Source organism: Collinsella sp. AF04-24 (genome assembly GCF_003465685.1).
Classification (GTDB): domain Bacteria; phylum Actinomycetota; class Coriobacteriia; order Coriobacteriales; family Coriobacteriaceae; genus Collinsella; species Collinsella aerofaciens_AP.
Genome location: NZ_QSBK01000052.1, coordinates 1 through 310 on the forward strand (window position 1 = coordinate 1; position 310 = coordinate 310).

Sequence of the window (310 nt, forward strand, 5' to 3'; positions counted from 1 at the left end):
GGTCGGCATTTTCCCAGTTGAAGGAACGGTGGAGATGTGTTTCGATGGGTCCGGTGGCCATGCTCCGCCCGCCGCCCGGCACCTCCTCCCAGACCCAGCCGAACGGTCGGTTCCGTCTATTCCGTTTTTCCCTTTCAGGCTAGGACAGCGGGGCATCGCCCCTCTCTGCGCGCGCCCGCGCGATGAGCCCCGGCGTCAGGTCGAGCCCGTCGACGGGCACGTCCTCGATGCCGTACGCATCCAGCAGCGCCGCCGCGTCGTCGCCGAGCATCGCCCGGAAGGCGCGGGCGGGCGTCGCGAAGCCGAGCGC